The organism is Achromobacter sp. JD-1, from assembly GCF_038594925.1.
Taxonomy (GTDB): Bacteria; Pseudomonadota; Gammaproteobacteria; order Burkholderiales; family Burkholderiaceae_B; genus Achromobacter; species Achromobacter spanius_C.
Genome location: NZ_JBCGCS010000003.1, coordinates 380,203 through 403,864 on the forward strand (window position 1 = coordinate 380,203; position 23,662 = coordinate 403,864).

General features: G+C 65.0%; 25 protein-coding genes. 13 read left to right on the top strand and 12 right to left on the bottom strand.

Translation table 11 applies throughout. The features are described from left to right. Position 1 precedes the first annotated feature (1 nt). The 4 genes from WBR68_RS07460 to WBR68_RS07475 all read left to right on the top strand — a co-directional run bounded on the left by WBR68_RS07460 (position 2) and on the right by WBR68_RS07475 (position 5,165). Positions 2-694, top strand: a complete 693-nt coding sequence (locus WBR68_RS07460; protein ID WP_230693782.1) for a response regulator — start codon at positions 2-4, stop codon at positions 692-694. Next, on the top strand, positions 691-2,070 hold the full coding sequence (trkA, locus tag WBR68_RS07465; RefSeq protein ID WP_050445770.1) for a Trk system potassium transporter TrkA: 1,380 nt from the start codon (positions 691-693) through the stop codon (positions 2,068-2,070). Before WBR68_RS07460 ends, trkA begins: the two co-directional genes overlap by 4 nt. A gap of 52 nt (positions 2,071-2,122) precedes the next feature. Continuing rightward, positions 2,123-3,592 (top strand): TrkH family potassium uptake protein, encoded by a 1,470-nt coding sequence (locus WBR68_RS07470; RefSeq protein ID WP_050445771.1) that lies wholly within the window; start codon positions 2,123-2,125, stop codon positions 3,590-3,592. A 331-nt stretch (positions 3,593-3,923) separates the two neighbouring features. Next, the gene (locus WBR68_RS07475) at positions 3,924-5,165 is read left to right on the top strand and encodes a YbdK family carboxylate-amine ligase (RefSeq protein ID WP_050445772.1); all 1,242 of its coding nucleotides are present in this window, start codon (positions 3,924-3,926) and stop codon (positions 5,163-5,165) included. A gap of 83 nt (positions 5,166-5,248) precedes the next feature. On the opposite strand, the gene WBR68_RS07480 is transcribed toward WBR68_RS07475, so the two are convergent. From WBR68_RS07480 to WBR68_RS07510, 7 genes are all read right to left on the bottom strand, one after another. Continuing rightward, positions 5,249-5,761 (bottom strand): DoxX family protein, encoded by a 513-nt coding sequence (locus tag WBR68_RS07480; protein WP_050445773.1) that lies wholly within the window; start codon positions 5,759-5,761, stop codon positions 5,249-5,251. Positions 5,762-5,803: 42 nt separating this feature from the next. Beyond that, on the bottom strand, positions 5,804-6,565 hold the full coding sequence (locus WBR68_RS07485) for an HvfC/BufC N-terminal domain-containing protein (protein ID WP_230693783.1): 762 nt from the start codon (positions 6,563-6,565) through the stop codon (positions 5,804-5,806). Further along, positions 6,562-7,449, bottom strand: coding sequence for an MNIO family bufferin maturase (bufB, locus tag WBR68_RS07490; protein ID WP_230693784.1), 888 nt, complete (start codon positions 7,447-7,449; stop codon positions 6,562-6,564). Before bufB ends, WBR68_RS07485 begins: the two co-directional genes overlap by 4 nt. Positions 7,450-7,465: 16 nt before the next feature. Then, positions 7,466-7,762 (bottom strand): BufA1 family periplasmic bufferin-type metallophore, encoded by a 297-nt coding sequence (locus tag WBR68_RS07495; protein WP_230693785.1) that lies wholly within the window; start codon positions 7,760-7,762, stop codon positions 7,466-7,468. Positions 7,763-7,882: 120 nt separating this feature from the next. Beyond that, complete coding sequence (locus WBR68_RS07500) at positions 7,883-8,125, bottom strand: anti-sigma factor family protein (RefSeq protein WP_230693786.1); 243 nt, start codon at positions 8,123-8,125, stop codon at positions 7,883-7,885. After that, positions 8,119-8,709, bottom strand: a complete 591-nt coding sequence (locus tag WBR68_RS07505) for a sigma-70 family RNA polymerase sigma factor (protein ID WP_230693787.1) — start codon at positions 8,707-8,709, stop codon at positions 8,119-8,121. The genes WBR68_RS07500 and WBR68_RS07505 overlap by 7 nt, the downstream gene beginning before the upstream one ends. A gap of 7 nt (positions 8,710-8,716) precedes the next feature. Next, complete coding sequence (locus WBR68_RS07510) at positions 8,717-9,652, bottom strand: methyltransferase domain-containing protein (RefSeq protein ID WP_050445899.1); 936 nt, start codon at positions 9,650-9,652, stop codon at positions 8,717-8,719. 441 nt (positions 9,653-10,093) lie between these two features. On the opposite strand from WBR68_RS07510, the gene WBR68_RS07515 reads away from it, so the two are divergent. Continuing rightward, positions 10,094-10,585: a ComF family protein gene (locus tag WBR68_RS07515; protein ID WP_230693788.1), complete on the top strand. Its 492-nt coding sequence runs from the start codon at positions 10,094-10,096 to the stop codon at positions 10,583-10,585. Between the two features lie 141 nt (positions 10,586-10,726). After that, the gene (locus WBR68_RS07520) at positions 10,727-11,197 is read left to right on the top strand and encodes a tRNA (cytidine(34)-2'-O)-methyltransferase (RefSeq protein WP_050445780.1); all 471 of its coding nucleotides are present in this window, start codon (positions 10,727-10,729) and stop codon (positions 11,195-11,197) included. A gap of 165 nt (positions 11,198-11,362) precedes the next feature. Here WBR68_RS07520 and WBR68_RS07525 read toward each other — a convergent pair whose 3' ends face one another. The 5 genes from WBR68_RS07525 to WBR68_RS07545 are packed head-to-tail and all read right to left on the bottom strand — an operon-like array spanning position 11,363 to position 14,871. Beyond that, positions 11,363-12,355, bottom strand: a complete 993-nt coding sequence (locus WBR68_RS07525; RefSeq protein WP_127186034.1) for a Bug family tripartite tricarboxylate transporter substrate binding protein — start codon at positions 12,353-12,355, stop codon at positions 11,363-11,365. A gap of 49 nt (positions 12,356-12,404) precedes the next feature. Further along, the gene (locus WBR68_RS07530) at positions 12,405-13,535 is read right to left on the bottom strand and encodes an NAD(P)H-dependent glycerol-3-phosphate dehydrogenase (RefSeq protein WP_230693789.1); all 1,131 of its coding nucleotides are present in this window, start codon (positions 13,533-13,535) and stop codon (positions 12,405-12,407) included. Positions 13,536-13,550: 15 nt separating this feature from the next. After that, positions 13,551-14,093, bottom strand: coding sequence for a protein-export chaperone SecB (secB, locus tag WBR68_RS07535; RefSeq protein WP_050445783.1), 543 nt, complete (start codon positions 14,091-14,093; stop codon positions 13,551-13,553). 38 nt (positions 14,094-14,131) lie between these two features. After that, complete coding sequence (grxC, locus tag WBR68_RS07540; RefSeq protein ID WP_050445784.1) at positions 14,132-14,389, bottom strand: glutaredoxin 3; 258 nt, start codon at positions 14,387-14,389, stop codon at positions 14,132-14,134. 59 nt (positions 14,390-14,448) lie between these two features. Continuing rightward, entirely contained in the window at positions 14,449-14,871 is a 423-nt protein-coding gene (locus tag WBR68_RS07545; protein WP_050445785.1) for a rhodanese-like domain-containing protein, read from the bottom strand. Positions 14,872-15,055: 184 nt separating this feature from the next. Between WBR68_RS07545 and gpmA the strand changes: the two genes are divergently transcribed. From gpmA to WBR68_RS07580, 7 genes are all read left to right on the top strand, one after another. After that, positions 15,056-15,808 carry a 2,3-diphosphoglycerate-dependent phosphoglycerate mutase gene (gene gpmA / locus WBR68_RS07550; protein WP_050445786.1) on the top strand — a complete coding sequence of 251 codons (753 nt, stop codon included), beginning with the start codon at positions 15,056-15,058 and terminating at the stop codon, positions 15,806-15,808. Positions 15,809-15,815: 7 nt separating this feature from the next. Then, positions 15,816-17,414 (top strand): murein hydrolase activator EnvC family protein, encoded by a 1,599-nt coding sequence (locus WBR68_RS07555; RefSeq protein WP_230693790.1) that lies wholly within the window; start codon positions 15,816-15,818, stop codon positions 17,412-17,414. 69 nt (positions 17,415-17,483) lie between these two features. After that, complete coding sequence (locus tag WBR68_RS07560; RefSeq protein ID WP_050445900.1) at positions 17,484-18,929, top strand: S41 family peptidase; 1,446 nt, start codon at positions 17,484-17,486, stop codon at positions 18,927-18,929. Further along, entirely contained in the window at positions 18,926-19,681 is a 756-nt protein-coding gene (locus WBR68_RS07565) for a HesA/MoeB/ThiF family protein (protein ID WP_230693791.1), read from the top strand. Before WBR68_RS07560 ends, WBR68_RS07565 begins: the two co-directional genes overlap by 4 nt. Positions 19,682-19,939: 258 nt before the next feature. Further along, positions 19,940-21,145 (top strand): GGDEF domain-containing protein, encoded by a 1,206-nt coding sequence (locus tag WBR68_RS07570; RefSeq protein WP_230693792.1) that lies wholly within the window; start codon positions 19,940-19,942, stop codon positions 21,143-21,145. 73 nt (positions 21,146-21,218) lie between these two features. Beyond that, on the top strand, positions 21,219-21,935 hold the full coding sequence (locus WBR68_RS07575) for a FadR/GntR family transcriptional regulator (RefSeq protein ID WP_050445790.1): 717 nt from the start codon (positions 21,219-21,221) through the stop codon (positions 21,933-21,935). Continuing rightward, the gene (locus WBR68_RS07580; RefSeq protein WP_127186029.1) at positions 21,932-23,344 is read left to right on the top strand and encodes an FAD-binding oxidoreductase; all 1,413 of its coding nucleotides are present in this window, start codon (positions 21,932-21,934) and stop codon (positions 23,342-23,344) included. Before WBR68_RS07575 ends, WBR68_RS07580 begins: the two co-directional genes overlap by 4 nt. Positions 23,345-23,662: the final 318 nt, after the last annotated feature.

Below are 23,662 nucleotides of genomic sequence, written 5' to 3' on the forward strand. Positions count from 1 at the left end.
TATGGCCAGAATTCTGGTGGTTGACGACGAAGTCGGTATACGCGAGCTTTTGTCAGAGATCCTTTACGACGAAGGGCACACGGTCGAACTGGCCGAAAACGCGGCGCAAGCGCGCGCGGCACGCCTTCGCATGCGTCCTGATCTGGTGTTGCTGGACATCTGGATGCCCGACACGGATGGCGTAAGTTTGCTGAAAGAGTGGGGCTCGCAAGGCCTGCTGGACATGCCGGTGATCATGATGAGCGGCCACGCCACCATCGACACCGCGGTTGAAGCCACGCGCATCGGCGCCATGGATTTCCTGGAAAAGCCCATCACGCTGCAACGGCTTCTGAAGACCGTGGCGGCGGGTCTGACGCGCGGGCGTGCTCCGCAACCGGCGCCCGTGGCCGTGCATTCGGCGGCCGCCAACACGGCCGTGGCGCTGGAAGACGAGCTGGACCCTCCGGTTCTGACGGCGGCGCCCGCCAACGAAGTGCCGCTTGCTTCCAACGGCCAATTGGGCACCATTTCGCTGGACCAGCCCCTGCGGGAAGCGCGCGACGAATTCGAACGCATCTATTTCGAATATCACCTGGTCCGCGAAAGCCACAGCATGACGCGCGTATCCGAGCGCACCGGCCTGGAACGTACCCACCTGTATCGCAAGCTCAAGCAATTGGGCATTGAATCGGCGCGCAAGCGCAGCACATGAAAATCCTGATCATGGGCGCTGGTCGCGTAGGCACCAGCGTGGCCGAAAACCTGGTGTCCGAAGAAAACGACATCACCGTGGTGGATACCGACCCCACGCAACTTCGCTATCTGCAGGAACACTTCGACCTGCGTGTCGTCCATGGCGACGGCTCGCAGGTTTCTGTGCTGGAAGCCGCCGGCGCGGCCGATACCGACCTGTTCATTGCCTGTGCGGCCTCTGACGCCGCCAACATGGTGGCGTGCAAGATCGCCCGCCAACTGTTCAATATTCCCCGCCGCATTGCCCGCATCCGCTCGGCCGAATTTCCGGAACACCCGGAACTCATGAGCGAAGAGGGCTTCTGTATTGACGCGCTGATCAGCCCCGAGCGCAGCGTCACTACCTATCTGCATAGCCTGATTGAATTTCCCGAAGCCTTGCAGGTGGTGGAATTCGCCGAAGGTCGCGTGTCGGTCGTGACCGTGCGCGTGGGGCATGGCAGCCCCATGGCGCATTCACCCGTCGACAAGCTGCGAGACGTGTGGCCGGACGTGAAGGCGCGGGTGGTTGACGTGCTGCGCGGCGGCCGCCCGCTGCGGGCGGGTAGCGGCACGGTCATTGCCCCGGGCGACGAGGTCGTGTTGGTGGTGGATTCGCGCGATGCGCGCCGCGCCGTGCGCCAACTGCGCGATGCCGAACGCGCCGTGCGCCGCGTGATGATCGCGGGCGGCGGCAACATCGGCCTGCGCCTGGCGCGCCAGTTGGCCGATGAAAAATACAGCGTCCGCATCATTGAACGCGACTTGAAGCGCTGCGAATACCTGGCGACGCAACTGCCTGATAGCGTGCTGGTGCTTCACGGCAGCGGCACGGACGAAGCCTTGCTGGAGCGCGAGAATATCGAAGACATGGACACCTGGCTTGCCCTGACCAGCGACGACGAGGACAACATCATGTCGTCGCTGCTGGCCAAGCGGCTGGGCGCCCGCAAGGTGATTGCGCTGATCAATCGCCAGGCGTATGGCGAACTGATGCAGGGCAGCCATATCGACATCGCCGTATCGCCCTCGCAGGCGACGATGAGCGAATTGCTGCGCCACGTGCGGCGCGGCGACGTGGCCGCCGTGCACCGCTTGCGCCAAGGCGTGGCCGAGGCGCTGGAAGCCATTGCCCACGGTGACCGCTCCACGTCCAAGGTGGTTGGCCGGCCGGTGGGCCAGATCAGCCTGCCCAAGGGCGCCAGCATTGGCGCGCTGGTGCGCGAAGACGAAATCATCTTGCCGGATGCCGACACCATTATTGAAACGAACGACCATGTGATCGTCTTCGTTCCGTCGCGCCGGCAGATGCCGCGCGTGGAAAAGCTGTTCCAAGTGTCGGCGTCGTTCTTCTGATGCGCGCCCACTCCATGCTCCGTCGCGGGCCGAGCGCCGCCGGATAGGCTCCATGAATCGCGTTCTCGGAACCCTCTATATCCTTGGGCTGACCATGGTGATGTTCGCCCTCACCATGCTGATCCCGCTGCTGATCGCCTACGTGGGTGGCGACGCGGCGCGTGACGCCTTCCTGCACGGCTTCCTGCTTTCCCTGGGGATCGGGGGGGCGCTTGCCGCGTTGACGCGGCGCAGCCGCTGCGAATTGCGCGCGCGCGACGGTTTCGTGCTGGTGTCCGCGGTGTGGGCCGGCCTGCCGCTGCTGGCGGCAATTCCCCTGTTGCTCTACTTTCACCGGGCTGGCTTGCCGCTGTCTTTCACCAGCGCCTATTTTGAAGCCATGTCGGGGCTGACCACGACGGGCGCCACGGTCTTGACCAACCTGGACGCCTTGCCGCCGTCCATCAACCTGTGGCGCGCCACGCTGGTCTGGATCGGCGGCATGGGCATCCTGGTGTTGGCGGTGGCGATTTTGCCGCTGCTGGGGGTGGGCGGACACCAAGTGGTGCGGGCCGAGACGCCCGGCCCGATGAAAGATGAGCGTCTGACGCCCCGCATCGCCAGTACCGCCAAGGCGCTGTACGCGGTGTATTTCGTGTTCTCGATTCTGTGCTTCCTGGCGTACCGCGCGGCGGGCCTGTCTTGGTTTGAGGCTTGGTGCCACATGGCCACCACCATGGGACTGGGCGGCTTTTCGACCTGGGACGACGGCTTTGCCCACTTCGATTCGGTCGCCGTGGAAATGGTTGCGATGGTGTTCATGGTGATCGCGGGTATCAACTTCGCCACCCATTTCAACGCCTTCCGCCAGCGCAGCGCGCGCGCCTACGTGCAATGCCCGCAAGCGATCCCGTACCTGGTCGTGGTGTTGGGGGCCGGCCTGGTCATCTCGGTGTTCCTGTACGCCAAGGGTGTCTACGACGAGCCTTTGGAAGCGCTGCGCTATGGCATGTTCAACACCATTTCCCTGGCTACCACCACCGGCTACGCCAATACGGATTTTGCCCAGTGGCCGCTCTTTGCGCCGCTGACCATGCTGCTGCTGTCGGGCTTCGCCACGTCGGCGGGGTCCACCGGGGGCGGCATCAAGATGATCCGGGCGATTTTGCTGGTCAAGCAGGCTCGCAATGAATTGGTGACCATGCTGCACCCGCATGCGATCAGCCCGGTGCGAATCAACGGGCGCGCGGTGGAAGGGCGGACCATGTCGTCCGTGCTGGCCTTCATGCTGATCTACGGGCTGTCCATCGCGGTGTTCACCAGCCTGCTACTGCTGTCCGGGCTGGACCCCATCACGGCGTTCTCGGCCGTATTCGCCACCATCAACAACACCGGGCCGGGGCTCGGGCCCGTTGGCCCCATGGGCAATTTCTCGGTGCTGTCCGATTTCCAGATCTGGGTCTGCACCTTTTCCATGCTGATCGGCCGCCTGGAGTTGCTGACCGTGCTGGTGCTGTTCACCCCCATGTTCTGGCGCAAATAAGGGGCGCTGACCCCGAAAGCCGCTCAGGAATAACCCTACTCAGGGTTATCCCGCCCCTCTCGGAAAACCGCTTGGCTACTGCAATTGCGGGCGCCATCGCTTGGCAACCCGCGCCATTCCTGACTTGTAAGCGCTTGCTCACTTATCCTCAGAGGGCAAAACCGTGTGCTACGCGATGTTGCACACAAATGTCACGATTTTCAATCGTATTGCCACAAACCTGCGGCTATCATCCAGTCCACAAGCTGCCGTCTAGTGCCCCCCGGGAAGTTACCGGGCTTCAAGGTCGAACGGCGCGTCCCCTCATATCAAACATTCAAAGGAGTCCGGAATGGAACCGATCCCGTTCATTTCGTCGGCCCCCAACACCCTGGGCATCGAACTTGAGTTGCAACTGATCGACCCCCGCAGTTTTGACCTGACCGCCGCCTCTGACGAATTGCTGGCCCAAATGGCCAACCACCCCATTGCCGACCGCGTCAAACCCGAGATCACGCGGTCCATGATCGAACTGAATTCCTCGGTGCACGAGCACCCCATGGGCCTGTTGGCCGAAATGCGCGAGATGCGCGATGCCCTGGTCGAAGCGGCCGACGCGGTTGGCGTGTCGGTGGCCGGCGGGGGCGCCCACCCCTTCATGCGTTGGCAGGAACGGTCCATTTCGGACACCCCGCGCTTCCAGTACCTGGCCGAAATGTATGGTTACCTGGCGCGTCAATTTACGGTCTTCGGCCAGCACATCCATCTGGGCGTGAAAAGTGGCGACGACTCCATCAAGCTGCTGCGCCGCCTGTCGCCCTATGTGCCCCACTTCATCGCGCTGTCGGCCTCGTCGCCGTACTGCGAGGGTGTGGATACCCTGTTCTCGTGCTCGCGCCTGAACGCCGTCAACAGCTTCCCGCTTGCCGGCCACATGCCGCCCGAGGTGAAGGACTGGTACCAGTTCGAAGCCCATCTGTCGCAACTGCGCGCCTACGGGCTGGCCGAGAGCATCAAGGACCTGTATTGGGACATCCGCCCCAAGCCGGAATTCGGCACGGTCGAAATCCGCGTCTGCGATACGCCCTTGACCGTGGAGCGTGCCTGCCAGATCGCGGCGTTCGCCCAAGCCCTGGCCGTGCTGCTGATGCGCGAGGACGACCCCAGCGACAATGCCTGGCTGTCTTACCGCAGCAACCATTTCCAGGCCTGCCGTTTTGGCTTGCAGGGCAGTTACGTGACGCCCGACGGCCAGCGGCTGCGCCTGATGGACCACCTGCGCACGCTGTTCCAGCGCCTGATGCCGGTGGCCGAAGAACTGGGCACGGGCGACATGATCGCCGCCCTGCGCGACGAGGCCATGCGCAGCGGCAACGATGCACGCTGGCTGCGCAGCCAGTTCCATCGCCTGCGCGACCTGCCGCTGATGGTTGACGCCATGACGCACGCCTGGCGTGGCGAGACGGTGGCTGCCCCGCCGGCTGAGCCCACCGCCGTGCTGCGCCGGCGCATCCGGGCAAATTCCGAACCGATGCAACCCTTGTCGGCGTCGGAACCCGGTGTCAGCGTGCCCTTGCCGGAACGCTTGCACTAGCCGCTGCCGCCGCTTGGGCGGAAGCCATCGAAGGGAACAAAGCCGCGAGTCTTATCGCGGCTTTGTCTTATCGCGATTGTGCTTTATCTTCGCTTGGCGTTCTGGATCAGGGCGTCCAGCGACACGGCGCCGCCGCCGCGCGCAACCAGATACAGCAGCACCGCCGCCCACACGCCGTGCGTGGGGTAGGCGTCTGGGTACACGAAGATCTGGATCACGGCGGTCATCACCAGCAACCCCAGCGCCGACAAGCGCGTGGCCAAGCCAAGCAGCAACAGCACGGGCAGCACATGCTCGGCGGTGGCGGCGGCAAGCGCCGCCCACTCGGGCGGTGCCAGGGGCAACCGGTATTCGTCGGCGAACAGGCTCACGGCCGAGGCCGACACCGACGGCCAGCCCAATTGGAATTCACCCGAGATCAGGTCCACGGCGAAACCCTCGACCTTCGTCTGTCCGGATTTCCAAAACACCGCCGCAATCGAAAACCGCCCCAGCAAGGCAATCAACCAGTGCGGAATACGTTCGAACTGCGCATTCAGCCGCCGCCAGACGCAGCGGTGTTCGGGTACGGGGGCGGCAGTGGCGGGGCGGTCCATGATGAGAGTCCTTGGGTCAGCAAATAAGGGGCAGGCGCGGCATCACGCGCCTGGCGATATACCCACGATGATCTGGTGGCGGATCAGTTGCGCCAGCGCGTGGCTCCACTGGAAATCGTCATGCTGCTGGGTCAGTCGCTCGAATGCTTCGCCAAGCGGCTGCGTGCCAAGGGCGTCGACCAGCTCAACAAGCGGCGCGTCCACCGGAACGGCATGCACGGTCTGCCCCGGCCGGAGCACCACCACTGATTCCGGCACGCAGACGTCGACCGTTGCCAGGTCTCCCTGGCCCCGATGGGCGGCCCAGATCGAGAACACGGCGTAGTTCGACGACATGGCCTGCACGGCGGGATGAATATGCAGGCGCGCGGCGGGCAAGTCGGCCATGCCGGCGATACAGGCTTGCAGCGCCGCTGGGGCGGGCGGCTCGTGGTCGGCGGCATGGTAGGCGCGCACGACCCGATATTCCAGCCGCGCCACATCCGCCAGATAGCGCAGCGACGCCGCGGGCGCATAGGCTTGGACAAAATCTGGGAACGTGTCGCCGTAGTAGGCCATGATGGCGGAACGCGGCGGACTCGCCTGTGCATACCCGCGGGCCATGTCCCGAAAGAACGGCTCGCCCACCAGCTCAACGCAAACGGGGAAGTTGTCGGCCAAGGCCTGCATCAGTGAACTGACGACATTGTTCCGATAGATGGCGAAGCGTTCCGGAGGCGCGACTTGCAGCCGCGTCCTGACCTCGTCCGGCGTGGGAGGCGCCTGGTCCAACAGCAAATCGGCGAATTGGCGCAGGGCTGTCATGGCGGCGTGACCAGTGTGGCGTCCAGCTTGGCTAGGCAGGCCTGAACGCGCGCCGCCTCGCGCAGCAATTCGGTCAGGGGCGGGATGTTGCCGTCGCGTTCGATCAGCGTGGCAACAGGGCCGGTCGCGCGCAGCGCCGTTTCATACAGCGCCCAGACGGGCTCGGCGATGGGGGCGTCGTGACTGTCGATAAGCACCACGCTGCCATCGGGCTCGACTTGCCGGTGATGGCCGGCCAGGTGAATTTCTTCAACGCTGCCAAGCGGCAGCAGGCCCAGGTAGCCACGCGCGTCAAACCCATGGTTCACCGCGCTGACGTACACGTTGTTGACGTCCAGCACCAGGCCGCAACCTGTGCGGGCGACCAGCTCGCCCAGGAACTGCGCTTCGTCGATCAGGCTTGCATCAAAACGCAGATAGGTCGCCGGGTTCTCGATCAGGATGCGGCGGCCCAGGCTGTTCTGGAACGCATCGATGTGCTCGCTGGTGCGCCGCAAGGTCGTGCCGTCGTAGGGAAACGGCAGCAGGTCATTGAAGAACACCCCGGCGCCGCGAGACCAGGCCAGATGCTCGGACACCAGCGCGGGCGCGTAGCGATCGCGCAAGCGACGGTGCCCGGCCAGCAGTTCCTCGTCCAGCGGGTCCGGCCCGCCCAGCGACAGGCCTACGCCGTGTACAGACAGGGGGTAGCGTTCACGCAAGCGGGTCAGCATTGCGTGCATCGGCCCCCCGGGAACCATATAGTTCTCGGCGTGGATTTCCAGAAACCCCACGCCGGCCGCCCCGTCCAGCAGGGCGTCGGCGTGTTCGGGCTTCAAGCCGACGCCGACCTGGGCCGATAGGCCCGGGCCGGACGCCATGGCCGGGAAGGGGGGCGATTTCATGACGCGCCAGGGCAGGTCAGGACGCTTTCTTCATTTCCTTGAATTCCTGCAATTGGCCCTGGCCCGTGGGCGAGGTGGGCGACGGGGTTTTCTCGCACGTGCCCTTCGGCACGTTCTTCCAGGCGTTGCCCTGGTAGTCGACCTTGGAGCTGCCCGCGCAGGTTGTGCCGGCTCCCGCCTTGCAATCGTTTTTGCCCTTGAGGGCGACGCCGTAGCACTTTTCCATGTCTGCGGCGTGGGCGGCGGGGGCGCCGGCCATGGTGAACGCGGCGCCAAAAGCCAGTGCCAGGGCGGCGGTGGTACGTGTCTTCATGGTGTCTCTCTCCTGGGGAATCTACGTGAACGGTTACCACACCGCGGATTGCAGTGCTGGCAAGAGGTAGTCGCGCGAGAGAGCGCTTTCCTTACGGAGAGAATTGTAAGAAATGTAAATTCAGAGCGAAGGCGGCTTGGGGGCGGCGTCGTCGTCGCGTTCCGACGGGCGAGGGTCGGCGCCTTCTTCCAAGGGGCCAGGGTAGGCTCGCGTCAAATCCCCCAGCAGACTGATCTGCTGCCGGAAGCGGCGGCAGCGCCAGCACATCGCCAGATGCATCGTCATGCCGATGCGTTGGGGCAGGCGCAGGGGCGCTTCGCGTTCTTGAGACGCCAGTTGCGAGACGTCACGGCATTTCAGCATTTGCGGCCCCCTTGGTCAGCAAACCAGTTCAGTTCCAGGCAACTGCGTAGCCGCAGGCGTGCCCGGTGCATGGCGATGTGCAGCGCACCGGGTGTCAGGGACAGGCGCTCGCAGATTTCGGCGGCGTCAAATTCCAGGTACTCGCGCATCATGAAGACGCGCGCATTGGCAGGCGGCAAGCGTTCCAGGCACGTACTGAACACCAGCCAGAACTGTTTGCTGTGCATGGCTTCGTCCGGCGCCGCCCAGGCCGCCGGAAGGGCTTGTGGGGTCCATTCGCCGTTCGGTGTGAAGCAGGCGTCCATCATGTCGGGGTCGTCGGCTTCTGGAAAGTGCGTCAAGCGCGCGCGGCTGCGGATAGTGTCCACGATCTTGTGCTTGAGGATGCCGAACACCCATTGCTTGAATGCCGCGCTATCTTCCATCGCACCCCGCTTGGCCAATGCAGCCGCGATTGCTTCCTGCACCGCGTCCTGCGCCGCTTCGGGCTGGCCCAACTGCAACGTGGCAAAGCGCAGCATCTGCCCCCGGAAGGTGTCGATCCAGGCATGTGGGTCGGCGGTGTCGCGGGGGGGCAGTGTCATCGCGGCCTCAGAGGGGCTTGGCCTGCCGGCCGCCGATGGCGCTGACGGACAGGCGAGTCTCGCCCGCCACGGTGCGATGCGCCGCGGCGCGCCAGGCATGGCCGTAAGCCACTTCAATGCTCAGTGCGATCAGGCCATCGGCCCGGCGTTGGGCTTCCAGGGCGGCGCAGAGGCGGTTGCGCCAGTCTCGCCCCACCAGCCCGCCGCGCCGGCCTTCGGCGGGGTTGCCGCCCAGCGCGCGCACGTCGGCCAGCAGCTTTTCAGGGCTGCGGTAGGTCAGCGTCAGGATTTCCTGGTCCATCACCGGGTCAGCGAAACCGTTTTCCACCAGCAAGTCGCCAAAGTCATGCATGTCCACGAAGGACGGCGTGGCGGTGGACAGGCCCGCATCGGTCAGGGCTTGGCGCAATTCGCGCAGGGTGGCAGGCCCCAGACAGGAGAACATTGCCAGCCCGCCCACTTTCAGGATGCGGCGCCATTCCGCCAAGACTGCATGCGGGGCGCGGTGCCAATGCATCGCCAGGTTGGACCACACCAGCTCCAGGGATTCCGGGGGCAGGCCTGTTTCCGCCAAGTCGGCGTTGACGAAGGCCGGGGCCTTGGCCCCGCGTCCAGCCAGTTTGCCGATCCAGGCGCCCAAACCGGCCGGCGCATGGCGCTTTTTGGCCAGATCCAGCAGCGGTTGGCAGTTGTCCAGGCCGGTGTAGCCCGCGTCGGGATAGCGTTCGCGCAGCAGCGGCAGGTTGTCTCCCGCGCCGCAGCCCGCATCCAGCATGGCCTGTGGCTGCACGCGGATGTACTGCAAACGGCCCAGCATGCGGCGGGCGACTTCACCGTAAAGAAACTGGGCGTCGGACAGGTCGCCACGGCGGGCGAACTGCCGCGGCACGTCGGCGCTGACGATGGGAAGGGAGGGAAGCGGGGCGGATTCTGGCAGGGACATTTCGGTCGCACCCACGTCTTGGCGGCGGGGCGGAACATGGTTTCATGAGGAATGGCATCCATTATTACGCATCCCGGTCGGCGGATTCGATTGTCCCTACAGGCGATGGGGCGGCGGCTTTGGTCCCGCGTGGGTTGCGATTGCCCGTTGTGCGGGGCGCGCGTGGCAGGCGCGCGCTTGTGTTTAGGCTGCGCGGACGACATCACTGCCGCGCCTTCCGGCACGAACCCGCGCTGCCCGTGCTGCGCGCTGCGGCTGCCGGTTATTGCTTCGGGTGTGGCTCCGGGTTTGGCTTCGGGTTTGGCTTCGGACGTGGCTTCGGCGTTGCCCTCGGACGTGGCTTCGGCCCCGGCCTCAGCCCCAACGCCCACTGCCGCCGCGGCCCCAGCTCTTCTCCCAGCTCCAATTTGTCCCGCCTGCCTGGGAGCACCAAGGGCTTACGTGCAGACGATCGCGGCCTTTGACTATGCGCCGCCCGCCGACGCGCTGATCCGGATGCTGAAAACGCAACTGCGCCTGAGCATGGCGCCGGTGCTGGCCAGCCTGCTGGCCGATGCCATCCGAAATGAACCACCGCTGCCCGACGGCGTCTTGCTGGCGCCCGTGCCCGCCAGCCGCGCGTCGTTACGCGCACGCGGCATGAACCCGGCAGCAGAAATCGCCCGCAGCCTGGCGGCCGAACTGAACCTGCCGCTGGTCCGGCAAGCGCTGCGGCGGTGCCGGGAAACGCCCAGGCAGACGGCGTTGGGACGGCACGCGCGGCGCCAGGTTGCAGCCGGCGTGTTCGTGGCTTCTACAGCAGTACGCGGCCGCCACGTGGCGGTGGTGGACGACGTCATGACCACCGGCAGCACCGTGCAGGCCGCAGCGGTGGCACTGTTGGCGGCGGGCGCGGCCGGAGTGACGGTGCTGGTGGTCGCCCGCACGCCGTAATGGCGCCGGCGTCGTGTTACCGCGCTGGTGGAGCGCCCGGGCCGTCAGCGCGCCGCTCTCTCAAATCGGCGACAATCGCGCCACGCCGCCACCCTGGCGCCGCAAGCCGTCCTAGTCCTACGTCCCCGCTCCGTATTCGCCATGTTCCACGTCATCCTCGTCTGCCCCGAGATTCCCCCCAACACCGGCAACGCCATCCGGCTGTGCGCCAACACGGGCGCGCAATTGCACCTGGTGCGTCCGTTGGGATTCGAATTGGATGACGCCCGCATGCGGCGCGCCGGGCTGGACTATCACGAGTGGCAGCCCGTGCGGGTGCATGACACCCTGCAGGAAGCGCTGGACGACACGGGGGCCGACGCCTCCAGCATCTACGCGCTGACCACGCACGCGCAGCGCAGCGTGGCCGACGTCGCCTTCAAGCCAGGCGACGTTTTCGTCTTCGGCCGCGAAACAGCCGGCCTATCCGACGAGCATCAAGCGATGTTCCCGCCCCAGCAGCGCCTGCGCTTGCCGATGCGCGCGGGCCAACGCAGCCTGAACCTATCCAACGCCGTCGCCGTCACCGTCTTCGAAGCCTGGCGCCAACAAGGCTTCGAAGGCGGATCGTGAATGGGCGCGGCGCGCCACGGTCTGCCCCAGAACCCCACCTTCCGTTGATCGTAGGATGGGTGTAGCGCGCCACGACCTACCCAAGAACGCCGCCTTCCAACGCGCAAACCCATCAAGCAGCGGCGAATAAAAAATCGCCCCACTCACCTCAAACACGCAAACCCATCAATCCAGCGACAGCTTCAAGCGCTCAATCACCTGATCCCACCGCGCTTTCTCATTCTTGATCCGCGTCGTCAACGCCTCAGGCGTCGACGCCGCCGGGGTGAAATACTGCAACGCCAACTGCTTGCGCACCGCCTCGCTGTTGATCACACGCGCCAACTCACTATTCAGCCGTTCGACCACCGGCGTGGGCGTCCCCGCCGGAACCAGCACCGCGTTCCACGAAATCGCCTCGAAGTCGGGATAGCCCTGCGACGCCATCGTCGGCACCCCCGGCAGCGCCTCGCTGGGCTGCAGGCTGGTCACCGCCAGCAGCTTCACCTTGCCGTCGCGCGCCTGCGGCACCGCAATCGCGGGCACCATGAAACCCGCCTGCACATCGCCACCGATGATGGCCGTAATCACCTGCGGAAAACCGGAATATGGAATATGCGCCAGGTCCACTCCCGCGCTTTCCTTGAACATTTCCATCGCCAGATGCGCCGAGCTGCCCGGCCCAACCGACCCGTAGTTCAAGGAATTGCCGCGTTCCTTGACCAGCTTGACGAAGTCCTGGACGTTGTCGACCTTCAGGCTGCCGGGCACCACCAGCACGTTCGGGCTGGTGCCCACCAGCGTCACCGGCGCCAGGTCCTTCAGCGGGTCGTAGCCCAACGTTTTCTTGTACAGCGTGGGCGCGGTCACCAGCGGGCCGTTGATCGTATAGAGCAACGTGTAGCCGTCCGGCTTGGCCTTGGCCACGATGCGGGTGCCGATGTTGCCGCCCGCGCCGGGCTTGTTGTCGATGACGATGGGCTGGCCCAGCGCCTGCGACAGCGGCTCGGATATCGTGCGTGCCAACAGGTCCGGCGACGAGCCGGGCGGAAACGGCACGACCATATGGATGGGGCGGTCGGGCCAGTCGGCATGGGCGGCGGCGGGCAGCACGGCGGCCAGGCTCAGGCACAGGCCGCGCAGCAGCGGGCCGACCCGGAATTTGCGGGTTTGCGTCATGACGGATGTCTCCTCGGGATGGGACGTGTGTGTTGTTGTTAGAGAGGGGTCAAAGATGGCCACCCAGCGTGTCGTCCAGCGGGCCGCTGCCGTTGGCGCCGATGTTCACGCTGACGTCGGCGCTTTCATCGCGCGGGTCGCGCGCCAGCAGCGCCGACACCGCGGTCATGGGCGCAACGCCGTCGAACAACACGGCGCATACGGCTTCGGTAATGGGCAGTTCGACATGGATGGCGCGGGCGCGGTCGCGCGCCGCGCGGGCGCAGCGCACGCCTTCGGCGGTGATGCCGCTGGCCAGGATGTCGGCCAGCTTGCGGCCGGCGCCGATCTCCAGGCCTACGCGACGGTTGCGCGAGAGCTCGCCCGTGGCGGTCAGCACCAGGTCGCCCAGGCCGGTCAGCCCGGCGAAGGTTTCGCCGCGCGCGCCCAAGGCAACGCCAAAGCGGGTCATTTCGGCCAGGCCGCGCGTGATCAGCGCGGCGCGGGCATTGGTGCCCAGCGCCAGCCCGTCGCCGATGCCGCAGGCAACCGCGATGACGTTTTTCAGCGCCCCGCCGACCTCGACGCCCACCAGGTCGGAACTGGCGTAGACGCGCAGCGCCGCGCCGTGGAAGGCCGCGGTGGTGGCATCTCGCAGCCCGGAATGGGTGCTGGCGACTGTCAGCGCCACTGGCAGGCCCTGGGCCACTTCGCGCGCGAAGGACGGGCCAGACAAGACGCCGCCGATTGCGCCGGGCAGGGCCGCTTGCACGATCTCGTGGGGCAGCCTGGCCGTGTCGGCTTCAAAGCCCTTGCAGGTCCATACGATGGGGGTGTCTTGCAGACCCAGGACGGGTAGCCGGCGGGCCAGTTCGCCGCAAAGGGCGGCCAGCCCGGCCACGGGCACGCCCAGCACGATCAGACGGCGCGTGTCGTCGGACATGTCTCCGACCTCGCCCTCGCCGCGCAAGCTGCGCAGTGTGGCGTCCAGGTCGGATGAAAAATTCAGGGAAGCGGGCAGGTTAATGCCCGGAAGGTAGCGCGCGTTTTCGTGCGCGGCAGCCATGTTGGCGGCCTGCGCGGCGTCGCGCGCCCAGAGCACGGTGGGGTGGCGGCGGCTGGAGGCCGCCGCCAACGCGGTGCCCCAACTTCCCGCACCCAGGACGGCAACGCGCAAGCGCGGCTGAGCGGGATGGTTCATCGGGGCGCGGCGTGCTTACTGACGGGTGGCGCTGGCGGGCAGGATGATGCCCGAATCGCTGCCGTTGGCATTGCCGTTGGCGGCGCCTTGCTGCTGCTGTTGCAACTCGGCCAGGCGCTGTTCATACAGGGCTTGGAAGTTGACTTCGGTCAGGTGCAGCGGCGGCATCGAGGTGCGGGTGATCGCATCGGCCACGTTGGCGCGCAGGTACGGGTACAGCATCGTCGGGCAAACAATGCCCAGCAGCGGATCCAGCTGCTCTTCGGGGATATTGGCCGCTTCGAAGATGCCGGCTTGCGTGCCTTCAACCAGGTACACGACCTTGTCGTTGATGCGGGTGGTGACGGTGACGGTGACCGTGGTTTCGAACACGGTCTCGGCCAGGCGCTGGCCACCCACGGTGATGCTCACTTCAACCTGGGGCGCTTCTTGCTCCAGGAAGACGTGGGGCGCGTTCGGCATTTCCAGCGAAAGGTCTTTCAGGTAGACGCGTTGCAGATTGAACGAGGGCGCGTCGTTGCTGCCTTCTTGCTGGGTGTTTTGGTCTTGATCAGCCATGAGTGTTTCCGTTGGTGGGGGGGCAAAAGTAGAGGCGATTAGCCGTTGAGCATGGGGGCAAGGCCACCCGAGCGGTCCAGGGCCATCAAGTCGTCGCAACCGCCGACATGGGTATCGCCGATGAAGATTTGCGGCACGGTGCGTCGGCCGGTACGTTCGATCATGACATCGCGTTGTGACGGGTCGCGGTCGATCTGGATGATTTCCAGATCGGTCACGCCACGCTGCTCAAGCAGGGCCTTCGCGCGCGAGCAATAGGGACAGTAGTCCTTGCTGTACATGACGACTTTATTCATAGGCGCTCCTTGCGAATCGAAGATGGAAAAAATCGGGGTAGCCACGGGGGCGGCCCGTGTCAGCCCTTTTGGGTGACCGGCAGGCTGGCCGCCGACCAGGCGCGCATGCCACCTTCCAGCGGCACCGCGTCGGCAAAACCTTGCGCACGCAGCTTGGCGGCGGCGCGGGCCGAATCACGGCCATTGTCGCAAACCACAACCAGCGGCTTGTTCTTGGGCAGCGACGCAGCCTTTTGTTCCAGGTCTGCCGCCGGCACATTTCGTGCCTGGGCGATGTGCCCGGCCTGGAATTGTTCGGCGGGGCGCACGTCGATCCACACGGCGTTGCGCTGGTTCACCATCTGGATGGCTTCGCCGGTACTGACGGCCGAGCCCTTGCGGCCCTTGCGCAGGGCGGGAATCGCCAGCATCACGCCGGAGATCACGGCGACGCCGACGATGAAGACATTGTTTTTATCGAGCAAGAATTGCAAAAGATCCACGGGGCATCCTGAAGGGCGGCAGCTAGCCGGATATGGGCGAACCCTCGGCCAACCCGCGGGCGCCGCGCCAGGGAATTGGACGAGTGCGCCGGGGCAAAATCAAGGGCAAAATCACTCAATTATAAAATGAGCGCATTCTTTAACCATCCTTTAACTTTAACCCGCGCGGAAAGCGTGCCAAACCATGCATAAACTTGTTCTCATGCGCCACGGCGAAAGCCAGTGGAATCTGGAAAACCGCTTCACCGGCTGGACCGACGTCGACCTGACCGAAACCGGCCGTGAACAGGCCCGCAAAGCCGGTGAGCTGCTGAAGAAAGAAGGCTATACCTTCGACCTGGCCTACTCGTCGGTGCTCAAGCGCGCCATCCGCACCCTGTGGATCGCGCTGGACGCCATGGACGCCATGTACACCCCGGTGGGCGTGAACTGGCGCCTGAACGAACGCCACTACGGCGCGCTGCAGGGCTTGAACAAGGCCGAAACCGCCGCCAAGTACGGCGACGAGCAAGTGCTGATCTGGCGCCGTGCTTACGCCATCGCCCCGGAACCGCTGTCGCTGGACGACGAACGCCATCCCCGTTTTGACAGCCGCTACGCCAAGATTCCGGCTGATCAGCTTCCCGCCACCGAGTGCCTGAAAGACACCGTGGATCGCGTGCTGCCGTTCTGGAACGATTCGATCGCCCCGGCCATCCGCGCTGGCCGCAAGGTGCTGATCGCCGCCCACGGCAACAGCCTGCGCGCGCTGATCAAGCATCTGGACAACGTGTCGGACGACGACATCGTCAACCTGAACATCCCGACCGGCCAGCCCCTGGTTTATGAATTGGATGATGACCTGCGCCCCATCCGCCACTATTATCTGGGCGATGCCGCCGAGATCGAGGCGGCGATGGCTGCGGTTGCCGCCCAAGGCAAGGCTAAGAAGGACTGATATCTCTATGCGTCGCACGGCAGGGTTGTTGTTGGCGGTCATGTTGACCGGTGGAGTGCTGTCGGCTCACGCCGCGCCCAACGACCTTGCAGGCCGCCAGTCCGACGCCGAGCGTCAGCAGGCGGCCTTGCGCGACCGCATCGAGAATCTGCAAAAGGAAATCGACAGGCGCGAATCCGCTCGCAAGGAAGCCGCCGACGCGCTCAAACAGTCGGAATCGGCCATTTCCAAGATCAATCTGCGCCTGCGCGAACTGGCTGATGCCGGCCGTCAGGCGCAGACCGAACTCACCGGGCTGGAAAAGCAGATCACCGCGCAGGAAGCCGTGTTGGCCAAGCGCCGTGTGGAACTTGCCGACCAGCTTCGCACCCAGTACACCAGCGGCCTGTCGCCCTGGACGGCGCTGCTGTCCGGCGACGATCCCCAGGTGCTGGGCCGCAACCTGGGCTATCTGGACTACGTGTCGCAAGCCCGGGCCAATGCCGTCAAGGCGCTCCGGGCGGACATCGATCGCTTGGCGGCCTTGCAGGCGCGTGCCGACGCTCGGCGCGATGAAATCGAAAAGGTCGTGGCTGAAACCTCCGAGCAGAAAGCCGCGCTGGTAGGCCAGCAGAAAGAGCGCGCCACGCTTCTGGCGCGCTTGGAAGGGCAGATTGCCGCCCAGCGCGCCGAAGCCAACAAGCTGGGGCGCGATGATCAGCGCCTGTCGCGCCTGATCACCGATCTGGACGCGGCCATCGCCAAGCAGATTGAAGAAGCCCGCAAGGCCGCAGAGGCGCGCAAGAAGGCCGAAGAGGCCCGCCTCGTGGAAGAAGCGCGCCGCGCCGCCGAAGAATCCAAAAAGCGGGCCGAGGCCGAACGCCGTGCGCAAGAAGCCCGCAAAAAAGCCGAGGCCGACCGCAAGCTGGCCGCCGAAGCCGCCGCCCAGCGTGACCGCGACAGCCGCGATGCCCGCGACGCGGCGCAAGCCCGCGAACAGGTTGAGGCGGCTACGCGCCAAAGCCGCGGCCAGGTTGCCGTGGCCGACCCCGACGCCGCCGGATTACGTCCGGCTGAACAAAGGCAGACGCGCCTGACTGACCCGGCCGAATCGGCGCGGCAGACGCCTGCCCAATCCACTGAAGCCGCAAAAAAGACGGAACCCGCAGAGGCCGAAACCACTCCAACTCGCAGTGCATCGGCGCAGCAAAGCGCCCGCGCCGCCCCGCTGGGGGGCGGCAGCGGCTTGAAACATGGCCTGGCCATGCCGGTGCGCGGCCAGGTGCAGGGCCGTTTCGGGCTTGACCGCCCGGACGGCGGCGTATGGCGCGGGGTGGTGCTGCGCGCGCCCGAAGGCACGCCCGTCAAGGTCGTGGCCCCCGGCACCGTGGTCTACGCCGCTTGGCTGCGTGGTTTTGGCAATCTCATCATTGTGGATCATGGCCAGCAATACCTGACTGTCTATGCTTACAACCAAAGCCTGCTCAAACAGGTGGGGGATCCGGTGGCGGGTGGCGATACTATTGCTACGGTAGGAGCAACCGGCGGCCAAGTAGAATCCGGCCTATACTTTGAAATTCGCCATCGTGGCGCTCCTGTGGACCCGGCCCAGTGGCTGGCCCAATAGGTTGGTAGGTACAAGTCGTTGGTAAATTACCAAACCGCCATCGGCGAAAACAAAATTCGGGAAGTGTGCATGGGCACTCGCAAGTTTCGCGGTTTCGGTCTGATTGCCATCGGTGCGGTGGCTGGCGTATTGCTTAGCGTAGGGGTAACAGCCGTTGCCCAGCGCGGCAGTCCATTGCCTTTGGACGAGCTCAGGCAACTGAGCAATGTTTTCGCAGCCATCAAGAACAACTACGTCGAAGCGGTCGACGACAAAACCCTGATCGACAATGCGATCTCGGGCATGGTCTCGAACCTTGATCCGCACTCGGCCTATCTGGACGCCGACGCCTTCCGCGAAATGCAGACGGCGACCCAAGGCGAATTCGGTGGCCTGGGTATCGAGGTCGGCGCGGAAGACGGCTTCGTGAAGGTGATCTCGCCCATCGAAGACACGCCCGCCGCGCGTGCTGGCGTCATGGCCGGCGACCTCATCATCAAAATCGACGACACGCCCACCAAGGGCATGACCCTGAACGACGCGGTCAAGCTCATGCGTGGCGCGCCCAAGTCGCCCATCACCCTGACCATCATGCGTGCCGATCGTCCTCAGCCCATCGTGCTGAAGATCGTGCGCGACGTGATCAAGGTGCGCAGCGTGCGCAGCAAGATGCTGGACAACGGTGTGGGCTACGTCCGCGTGGCGCAGTTCCAGGAAAAGACCGGCGCTGATCTTGCCAAGCAACTGAAGGACCTTGGCGCCAAGGAAGCGCCCAAGGGCCTGGTGCTTGACCTGCGCAATGACCCGGGCGGTCTCCTGACCAGCGCCATCGGCGTGTCGGGCGCGTTCCTGCCGCCGGACACCCTGGTGGTGTCCACCGACGGCCGCACGCCTGACGCCCGCCACAAGTACCTGGCTACGCCGTCGGAATATGCCCGCGGCGAAAGCAACTACCTGTCGGGCCTGCCTGCCTGGACCAAGACGGTGCCCATGGTGGTGCTGGTGAACGTGGGTTCGGCCTCGGCGTCTGAAATCGTGGCCGGCGCGCTGCAAGACCACAAGCGCGCCAAGGTGCTGGGCAACCGCACGTTCGGCAAGGGTTCGGTGCAGGTCATCCTGCCGTTGTCCGAATCCACCGCCGTCAAGCTGACGACCTCGCGCTACTTCACGCCCAGCGGCCGTTCCATTCAGGCCACGGGCATTGAACCGGACTACGTCGTGGCCGATACGGCAGACGGAGATCTGTTCCGCCTGCCGCGCGAAGCCGACCTGCAACGCCACCTGTCTAACCCCGAGACCGCCAACGAGGTGAAGTCCAGCTCGACGCAAGACAACGTCGATCTGCCCACCAAGATGTTCGAGTTCGGCGGCAAGGACGACTTCCAACTGCAGCAAGCCCTGAACGTGCTGGCCGGCAAGCCGGTGCAAAAGGGTTCGGCGCGCGCCCAGGCCAAGGCTGACGCCAAGGCCGGCGGCGGCACCCCGGTGCGCATGACGATCACGCCGACCGGAGTCGAACCCAGCAAGGCCAAATGAACGACCAGCAATTGCTGCGCTATGCCCGCCACATCCTGCTGGATGAGCTGGGTATCGAAGGGCAGGAAAAACTGCTGGCGGCGCGTGTGCTCATTGTGGGTGCGGGGGGCTTGGGTTCCCCCGCCGCCTTGTACCTGGCCACGGCCGGTGTAGGCGACATCACGCTTGCCGACGACGACGTGGTTGAACTCAGCAACCTGCAACGCCAGATCCTGCACACCACCGCCAGCGTTGGTCGCCACAAGGCCGAGTCCGGGCGCGACATGCTGGCGGCGTTCAACCCCCAGGCGCAGGTGCATGCCCGGGTCGAACGGCTGCAAGGGCAAGCGCTCTCTGACGCCGTCGCGGCGGCGGACCTGGTGCTGGACTGCACCGACAACTTCACCACCCGCCACGCCATCAACCGCGCTTGCGTGCAGCACCGCAAGCCCTTGGTGTCGGGCGCGGCCATCCGTTTTGACGGGCAGGTCAGCGTGTACGACCTGCGCGACGACAGCGCGCCCTGTTATCACTGCCTGTTTCCCGAAGCCGACGATGTCGAAGAAGCCAATTGCGCCACGATGGGCGTGTTTGCGCCCGTGGTCGGCATCATCGGCAGCATGCAGGCCGCCGAGGCCCTGAAACTGTTGTCCGGCGTGGGCGAAAGCCTGTCGGGCCGGCTGCTGTGGCTGGATGTCCGCACCATGCAATGGCGCAGCGTCAACGTGCAGCGAGACCCCGAATGCGCGGTCTGCGGGCATCGCGGGCACTAATTCCCCAGCCTGTCCCTGGCCCTGCCTCTGTCCCTGTCCCTGTCCCTGTCCATTACTCGGATCACTAACCGGATCACCGCCCGGTTCATTCACCGGTTTTCTTCCCGGTTCATGACCCAGCCACCCTCTTATCACCCCCCCGCGCCGCTCGCGCGCACGCGCCGGATTGCCCTTGCGGACAATATAAAAGGCCACCAATACCTGCTATAACGCCAGCCAGCCTACTGAAATCAAAGGTGGCGATATGGACATGACCGCGTGGATACAGGACTGAAGTTCAGCTTGCCCAAGTGGCGCCTGACGCGCTGGCTGACCCATTCGGGGCCGGACACCCCCGCGGACATCCGCGCGGCGCTGATTGCCAGCCTATTCGGCACGCTGCCCATTTTTGCGGGCGGCGTCATCAACACACTCATGATTTCCGGCGTTGTCGCCTGGCGGCGCCCCGAACCCCTGTACGTGTCGTGGCTGCTGCTGGAGGTGGTGCTGGCCGTTGTCCGCGTGACGATCCTGCGGGCGGCCTTGCGTGCCGCGCCCAAGGGTGGCAATACCCATACCGATCTGTACATCGTGCTGGCCCTGGTCTGGGCCTTCAGCGTGGGCTACGGCGTCTTCATCACCTTTCTCAACGGCGATTGGCTGGCGGCCACCCTGGCGGGCGTGTCCTGCGGGGCCATGGCGGGCGGCATCTGTTTCCGCAACTACGGCGCGCCGCGTCTGGTGGGCGTGATGATCTTCCTGAGTCTGGGGCCCATGTGCCTGGGCGCCTTGTTCACAGGCGAATACGTCACCGCCATCGTCTTCATCCAGATCCCGTTCTACTTGGTCAGCATGACCATTGCCTCGCACCGGCTGAACCGCATCCTGGTGTCGACCATGGTGGCCGAACGAGCCAGCGAACGCCGCGCCAACGAAGATGCGCTGACCGGACTGGCCAACCGTACCGGCTTGCAGGTGGCGCTGGAACGCGTCTGCGCCAGCGCGCGCGGGCACGACAGCAACGCCGCGCTGCTCTACATGGACATGGACGACTTCAAACGCATCAACGACACCTACGGGCATACCGCCGGTGACCAGGTGCTGGTGACCATTGCTCAGCGCATGCGCGCCATGCTGCGGGTGGACGACGTGGCGGCCCGCATCGGCGGCGACGAATTCATTGTGCTGGTGACGGGCATCGACGCCACTTCCGCCCTGCGCCTGGGTGAGCATCTGTTGCTGGATGCCTTGCAACCCATTGCACTGGCGGATGGCACGCGCGTCATTGTCGGCTTGTCGATCGGCATTTCAATTATTTCGGCCGCCAACCGCCGCCCCCAGGCGGCGCTGGACTCCGCCGACGCCGCCCTATACCGCGCCAAGGCAAGAGGAGGGCGCTGCTGCGTCGTCGACGACGGTGCGGCGAACGCGCTTGATGCTCCCGTGGCGGGTGACTGCGGCAGCAGTGAGCCCGCGACCGTCTGACTGCCGAGTCCGTGACCTGTTTTTTTGGTTAAAACTTATCAGATAACCTGAAAAGTTATTTATAATCCGCCGCATGCTGACCAAAAGCCTGACCCTGACCGAACAAGTCGCGCACCGCATCGCCACGGATATTGCCGACGGCGTCCATGCCGTGGGCGCCAAGCTGCCCCCTGGCCGGGTGCTGGCCGAGCAGTACGGCGTCAGCGCCGCCGTCATCCGCGAAGTCACCGAACGCCTGCGCGCGCAAGGGCTGATCCAAAGCCGTCAGGGTTCGGGCAGCACGGTGGTGTCGCGCACGGGTGGCCAAGGCTTCCAGGTGTCGAGCGGCGTCGCGGTCAACCGCGAACTGCTGGCTAACCTGTACGAATTGCGGATGGAACTGGAAGGGGGCGCGGCGGCGTTGGCCGCCTTGCGGCGCAATGCCGCCGACCTGAATGCCATGGCGCAGGCCTTGGCGTCGCTTGAAGCTCATCTTGAACACCCCGAACAGGGCGTCGAGCACGACATCTCGTTTCACGTCGCGATTGCCGCCGCCACGCACAACCGCAGCTATCAGGACCTGTTGCAGTATCTGAACCGTCAGTTGCGTCTGGCCGTCAGCACCGCCCGCGCGAACAGCCGCTTGCACGACGGCCTGAGCGCTGCCGTGCATCAGGAACACGTGGCGGTGTTTGAAGCCATTCGCGCCCGTAATCCTGACCGCGCCCGCCAGGCGGCGGTGCGTCATTTGCAGCAGGCGGCCAACCGCCTGCAACTCGATCACCTTTTTCCCGCAGCCACGCCACCATGAGCACCTCCGACTTCACGCAGCGCCTCGTCCAAGCCCTGGGCCCCGACACCGTCTACACCGCCGACACCGACATTGCGCCCTGGCTGTCCGATTGGCGCGGCTTGTACAACGGCCACGCGCAGGCCGTCGTGCGTCCGCGCAGCACGGCCGACGTCGCCGCCTGCCTGGCGCTGTGCCAGCAAGAAGGCGTGCCGGTGGTGCCGCGCGGCGGCAATACCGGCCTGTGCGGCGGCGCCACGCCCGACGCCGGCGCCAGGAACGTTGTGTTAAGCCTGGACCGCATGAATGCCGTGCGCTCGATTGATACGGTGGCCAACACCATGGTGGCCGAGGCGGGCGCCATCCTGGGCAATCTGCGCCGCGCCGCGCAAGACGCGGGGCGTTTGCTGCCGCTGAGCCTGGCTGCCGAGGACTCCAGCCAGATCGGCGGCAACGTCGCCACCAACGCCGGTGGCGTGAACGTGGTGCGTTACGGCATGGCGCGCGAGCTGGTGCTGGGCCTGGAAGCCGTGCTGCCCACCGGAGAAATCTTCAACGGTTTGCGCACGCTGCGCAAAGACAACACGGGCTACGACCTGAAGCAGTTGCTGATTGGTTCCGAGGGCACCCTGGGCGTGATCACGGCGGTGGCGCTGCGCCTGTTTCCGCGTACCGATGTGAGGTCGGTGGTGTTGACCGCGGTTGAATCACCCGCCCAGGCTTTGCAGTTGTTTGAAATCCTGTTCGAGCAGTGCGGCGCGCGCTTGCAGGCGTTTGAATATTTTTCCGGCGACTGCCTGGATCTGGTCTTGGCCCATGCCGAAGGCGTGCAAGAGCCGTTCGACCAACGCTATCCCGCGTATGTGCTGGTGGAGCTTGCCGACACGGCGGACGAGGCAGGTCTTACTACGCTGCTGGAAAATGTGATCGGCACGGCATTGGAACGCGGCCTGTGTCTGGACGCCGCGGTGTCGGCTTCGTTGTCGCAGTTGCAGACGTTGTGGAAACTGCGCGAGGAAATCTCCGAAGCACAGCGCGCTGATGGTCCGCATTTGAAGCACGACGTGTCGCTGCCGATCGAACGCATCCCTGAATTCATGGTGTCCGCCGAGGCGCGCGTGCGAGCGCTATACCCCGATATCCGACCTTTTATTTTTGGCCATTTTGGCGACGGCAATCTGCACTACAACCTGTCGCGCCCGGCCGGCGCGGCCCGCGATTGGGTGGCGGTGAACGGGGCGGCCATCACCGACGCCGTGCTGGACGAGGTGAACCGCTATGGCGGGAGCATTTCCGCCGAACACGGCATCGGGCAGCTCAAGCGCGACCATTTTCTGCACAGCAAGGACGCGGTGGAGCTGCGGCTGATGCGGGATATCAAGAAGGTGATGGACCCAGCGGGAATCATGAATCCGGGGAAGTTGCTGTAGTCGGCTGCTGTGATGGGTTTCGCGCGATGGGGGGTGGTGTTCTTGGCATCGATCTGGCGCGCTGCACCCATCCTACGGGTGATGAATGTTTGGGCGCTGCTTGATGGGTTTCGCGCGATGGGGGGTGATGTTTTTGCCATCGGTCTGGCGCGCTGCACCCATCCTACGGGTGATGAATTTTTGGGCGCTGCTTGATGGGTTTCGCGCGATGGGTGGTGGTGTTCTTGGCATCGATCTGGCGGGGACTGTCAGGATTTTTGTGTGCAGGCCTATGATGGTTTTCAAGGAGACCGACCATGGCACGCAACCCGAAGTCCA